The organism is Alysiella sp. (assembly GCF_030525755.1).
Classification (GTDB): Bacteria; Pseudomonadota; Gammaproteobacteria; order Burkholderiales; family Neisseriaceae; genus Simonsiella.
Genome location: NZ_JAUNEC010000020.1, coordinates 25,038 through 29,522, shown reverse-complemented (window position 1 = coordinate 29,522; position 4,485 = coordinate 25,038). Strand labels below are relative to the sequence as shown.

At 45.8% G+C, this 4,485-nt stretch carries 5 protein-coding genes and 2 pseudogenes; all 7 read right to left on the bottom strand.

Translation table 11 applies throughout. From position 1 onward, the window contains the following. Nucleotides 1–135: 135 nt before the first annotated feature. Nucleotides 136–474 (bottom strand): annotated as a pseudogene (locus Q4B82_RS05280) (endonuclease domain-containing protein); the annotation flags it as partial. Nucleotides 475–686: 212 nt separating this feature from the next. Next, entirely contained in the window at nt 687–1,160 is a 474-nt protein-coding gene (nuoE, locus tag Q4B82_RS05275; RefSeq protein ID WP_097113845.1) for an NADH-quinone oxidoreductase subunit NuoE, read from the bottom strand. Nucleotides 1,161–1,214: 54 nt separating this feature from the next. After that, entirely contained in the window at nt 1,215–1,694 is a 480-nt protein-coding gene (locus tag Q4B82_RS05270) for a hypothetical protein (RefSeq protein ID WP_303065383.1), read from the bottom strand. 32 nt (nt 1,695–1,726) lie between these two features. Next, the gene (gene nuoD / locus Q4B82_RS05265; RefSeq protein ID WP_303065382.1) at nt 1,727–2,983 is read right to left on the bottom strand and encodes an NADH dehydrogenase (quinone) subunit D; all 1,257 of its coding nucleotides are present in this window, start codon (nt 2,981–2,983) and stop codon (nt 1,727–1,729) included. Beyond that, nucleotides 2,976–3,563 (bottom strand): NADH-quinone oxidoreductase subunit C, encoded by a 588-nt coding sequence (locus Q4B82_RS05260; RefSeq protein ID WP_303065381.1) that lies wholly within the window; start codon nt 3,561–3,563, stop codon nt 2,976–2,978. The genes nuoD and Q4B82_RS05260 overlap by 8 nt, the downstream gene beginning before the upstream one ends. Nucleotides 3,564–3,682: 119 nt before the next feature. Further along, nucleotides 3,683–4,261 (bottom strand): DUF4274 domain-containing protein, encoded by a 579-nt coding sequence (locus Q4B82_RS05255; protein ID WP_303065380.1) that lies wholly within the window; start codon nt 4,259–4,261, stop codon nt 3,683–3,685. 39 nt (nt 4,262–4,300) lie between these two features. Continuing rightward, nucleotides 4,301–4,485: pseudogene (locus tag Q4B82_RS05250) on the bottom strand (NADH-quinone oxidoreductase subunit B); the annotation flags it as partial.

The window sequence follows — 4,485 nt, the reverse complement described above, 5'->3', positions numbered from 1 at the left end:
ATTGATAAATTGCCATGTTTTCTACCTATTTATTTTATTTTCAGGCAGCCTGAAATAGTCAATCTTCCACTCATTTGTCCCCTCCCCCGTCTCCAACTGGGGAGGGTTAGGGCGGGGGCAATCGCTGCCACAATATTTCAAAATCTGTTCTAAAACTGCTTCGGTATTCTGTAAAACTTCATTATTCCAAAATCGCACAACACGATAACCCTGACTGTTTAAAAATTCGGTTCGCGCATTATCGTAAGCGATTTGTTCGGCGTGTTGTCCACCGTCTAATTCAATAATTAATTTGTGTTCCATGCTGACAAAATCAGCGATGTAACTGCCTATTGTCTGTTGTCGGCGGAATTTGATGCCGTTTAACTGTTTCTTTCGCAAAAAATACCATAAATGTTGCTCTGCCAACGTCATGTTCTTGCGTAAATTTTGTGCATAAGGTTTTAAAACTCGGTTACGGGTTGTTTCTGGCATGCTGTTTTGCCCCCACCCTAACCCTCCCCCGTTTGGGACGGGGGAGGGAACAGGTTACTGCTTATTCTACTGTTTCAGGCTGCCTGAAAGACTTTTTTCTGCCATTTTCAATTTATACCAACATTATTTTGTCGCTACTGCAATCTGTCCCCTCCCCCGTCCCAAACGGGGGAGGGTTAGGGTGGGGGCAAGCAAAGCAGCCTGAAAAAGCCTTACTGCAATTCCGCCAATTTCGCGTCAATCGCAGCCGCATCCATAAAGCTGCACATTTTGTGGTTGTTCAACAGCATAACGGGGGCATCGCCACACGCGCCCATGCACTCGCCTTCAACCAGCGTGAATTTGCCGTCTGCGGTGGTTTCGCCATAGCCTATGCCCAGTTTTTGTTTCAGGTATTCGCCTGCATCCACGCCACCGCGCAAGGCGCACGGCAAATTGGTGCAAACCGTGAGCTTGTATTTGCCCACAGGTTGCAAATCGTACATATTGTAGAACGTTGCCACTTCATAAGCGGCAATGGCAGGTATGCCGATGTAATTTGCCACAAATTCAATGGTTTCGGGTTTCAGCCAGCCCAATTCCACTTGGGCAATCCGCAACGCGCCCATCACTGCGCTGCGGCGTTGGTCGGCGGGGTATTTTGCCAATTCAATGTCAATTTCTTTTAATGATTGTGCGGATAACATTTTGTAATCCTAATAAAATAATAATTTGATTTTCAGGCTGCCTGAAAAATCGTTTTATGCCTGAATTAACTGGTAACCAATGCCCCACTCTTGCGAAACACGTTCAAAATCTGGCTTATCCACATTGGGAATGAAAACAAAATAATACAAATCACTTTGTGTATCCAATGAATACAATGCAACATCGTGTTGCGCCAATTTCTGCGCTGCCAACTGTAACAATGTTTCCACATCATCTTCTTCACGATTTTGTTCCGACCAATCAAAACGCAATTCAAATCGTTCAGCCACATCATCGTCCAAATAAGCAATGAACGAATCAGCATCTTTCCAATCAATCGCAAAAAAATGTGTACCATCGCCTAATTCATTGTGCAACAAGAAACTTGTAAAAATTTCATCACCGTTCCAAGTCGCTTCTTCTTCATCATCGTCATCAACCACATCTTGCCAAATAGAGACAATTTCATCTACTTGTTCAGGGTCATCACGATAAACAACTTCAAACCATTTTCTAAATAATTCTTCCATCATTTCCATTTCCTGTTTTCAGGCTGCCTGAAAAATCATCTGTCCACTTCCCCAAACACAATATCTTGCGTACCGATAATCGCCACCACGTCTGCCAGCATATGCCCACGCGCCATTTCGTCCATGCCCTGCAAATGGGCAAAACCTGGGGCGCGGATTTTCAAGCGATACGGCTTGTTTGCGCCATCGGAAATCATGTAAATGCCAAACTCGCCTTTGGGGTGTTCCACCGCCGTGTAGGTTTCGCCTTCGGGAACGTGCATGCCTTCGGTAAACAGTTTGAAATGATGAATCAAATCTTCCATGCCTGTTTTCATGTCGGTGCGTTTGGGTGGCGCGACTTTTTGGTCTTTCACAATCACGGGCAAATTCGGATTGGCGCGTAACCAGTCGGCACACTGTTTGATAATCCGTACCGATTGGCGCATCTCATTGACACGGCACAAATAACGGTCGTAGCAATCGCCATTCACGCCCACAGGAATGTCAAAATCCACTTGGTCGTACACTTCGTAAGGGGTTTTCTTGCGAATGTCCCACTCCACGCCCGAACCGCGCAACATCACGCCTGTAAAACCTTTTTGCAAGGCACGTTCAGGCGACACCACGCCTATGCCCACCGTGCGTTGTTTCCAAATGCGGTTGTCGGTCAAAAGTGTTTCTAATGTATCAATGTTTTTGGGGAAACGTTCGCAAAATGCGTCAATAAAATCCAACATCGTGCCTTCGCGCGATTTATTCAATTCTTTCAACACTTTGGCGTTGCGGTATTTGCTGGATTCGTATTTGGGCATGAAATCGGGCAAATCACGATACACGCCCCCTGGACGGAAATAAGCCGCATGCATACGCGCCCCCGATACGGCTTCGTACAAATCCATCAACTCTTCACGGTCGCGGAAAGCGTACAAAATCGCGGTCATTGCGCCAATATCCAGCGCGTGCGAACCCACGCCCATTAAGTGATTGAGAATGCGCGTTACTTCGGCAAACATGGTGCGTATGTATTTGGCGCGAATGGGGACTTCAATGCCCATCAGTTTTTCAATCGCCATGCAATACGCTTGCTCGTTTACCATCATGGAAACGTAGTCCAGCCTGTCCATATATGGCAGGGCTTGCAGATAGGTTTTGGTTTCAGCCAACTTTTCCGTGCCACGATGCAATAAACCGATGTGCGGGTCGGCACGGACGATGGTTTCGCCCTCCAATTCCAAAATCAGGCGCAATACGCCATGCGCGGCTGGGTGTTGAGGGCCGAAGTTAATCGTGTAATTGCGTAATTTAGCCACCGTAGTTCTCCTCGCGTACTATGCGCGGTGTGATTTCACGCGGCTCAATGGTAACAGGTTGATAAACCACGCGCTTTTCATTTTCATCGTAACGCATTTCCACATGACCTGAAATGGGGAAATCTTTGCGGAATGGGTGTCCGACAAAACCATAATCCGTCAAAATGCGGCGCAAATCGGGGTGATGATTGAAAATAATGCCATACATATCAAAGGCTTCACGCTCATACCAATCTGCGCTGTTGTAAATGGGGGTAACGGTTTCCACCATGGGCAGATGGTCGTCTTGCGCCCACACGCGCACGCGAATGCGCTGATTGTTTTTCACCGAAACCAAGTTGCTGACCACCGCAAAGCGTTTGCCGTGCCACACTTGGTTTTTGTAGGTGCTGTAATCCACGCCGCACAAATCCACCAAACTTTCAAAATGCAATTCGGGGTGGTCGCGCAAGGTGGTCATGATGTCCAAATAGTGTTCAGGCTGGCATTCAACGGTGATTTCGTCAAATGCCAATGTGATTTTGCTGGCTTTTTCGCCCAAAATTTCGGTGCAGGCTGCCTGTAAATCAATAACGTGCATTTTTCGTTCCCAGTTTATCTTTTTCGTAGGGTGCAATTTATTGCACCAAATCAATTAAATCAATGTGTTAATATGGTGCATCAAGATGCACCCTACTTTTTCAGGCAGCCTGAAAGATTTCAAATTCTCAATATTTCAGGTATGCGGTCAAATGGCGCTTTATTGTAATCAGGCGCATTAAAACCAGAAAAATTCAATTCAACATCAAGCGTTTCCGTATAGTTACTGTTTTGCATACGCTGTTCTATGATGATTAACAATTGAGCGTGTTCCGCATTATCCAGTTCAAATGGCTTGCCCAACGGATTGGTCGGTGCGCCATAATTTTCATAAATATAATCAGGCTGCGAATACCAATAAATGAGTTTTGCAGTTTGGAAACTACATTTAGGGTGCTGTGCGATTTGTTGCAGCACGCCCATGCCATCGTCCCAATTGTAATTTTGGGCGATGAAATGCAATTCTTCTGCGACATCAAGCGCGGCAATTTCAGCTATGATTTCTTGCTGATAAGCTTCAAAACCCATTTGTCTTTGGCGAGAACAGGCTTGATAAAGTGGGTCGTCTTCGCCCTCTTCCCAATCAGATACCTCGTCTTCAAACTCATCATCATCCATTTCACAATAATAATCGTCAAAGGCGATAGACCAAAGTTCACAAAGTTCTCTTAATTCATTTTGGCGTTTTTCACTTATCATGAATTTATCCTTAATATTTTCAGGCTGCCTGAAAAAATCTCAATGCCGCGCAATCGTATAAGTGCGTTTAATTTTGCCCTGCAACTGAATCAAACCATACAACAAAGCCTCCGCAGTTGGCGGACACCCTGGTACATACACGTCCACAGGCACAATGCGGTCGCAACCGCGCACCACCGAATAGGAATAGTGATAATAGCCACCCCCATTGGCGCACGAACCCA

What these genes read in the sequence shown, in the direction of transcription:
- nuoE (WP_097113845.1), bottom strand. Translation starts at nt 1,160, where the DNA reads ATGTTATCCGCACAATCATTAAAAGAAATTGACATTGAATTGGCAAAA.
- Q4B82_RS05270 (WP_303065383.1), bottom strand. Translation starts at nt 1,694, where the DNA reads ATGATGGAAGAATTATTTAGAAAATGGTTTGAAGTTGTTTATCGTGAT.
- Q4B82_RS05260 (WP_303065381.1), bottom strand. Translation starts at nt 3,563, where the DNA reads ATGCACGTTATTGATTTACAGGCAGCCTGCACCGAAATTTTGGGCGAA.
- Q4B82_RS05255 (WP_303065380.1), bottom strand. Translation starts at nt 4,261, where the DNA reads ATGATAAGTGAAAAACGCCAAAATGAATTAAGAGAACTTTGTGAACTT.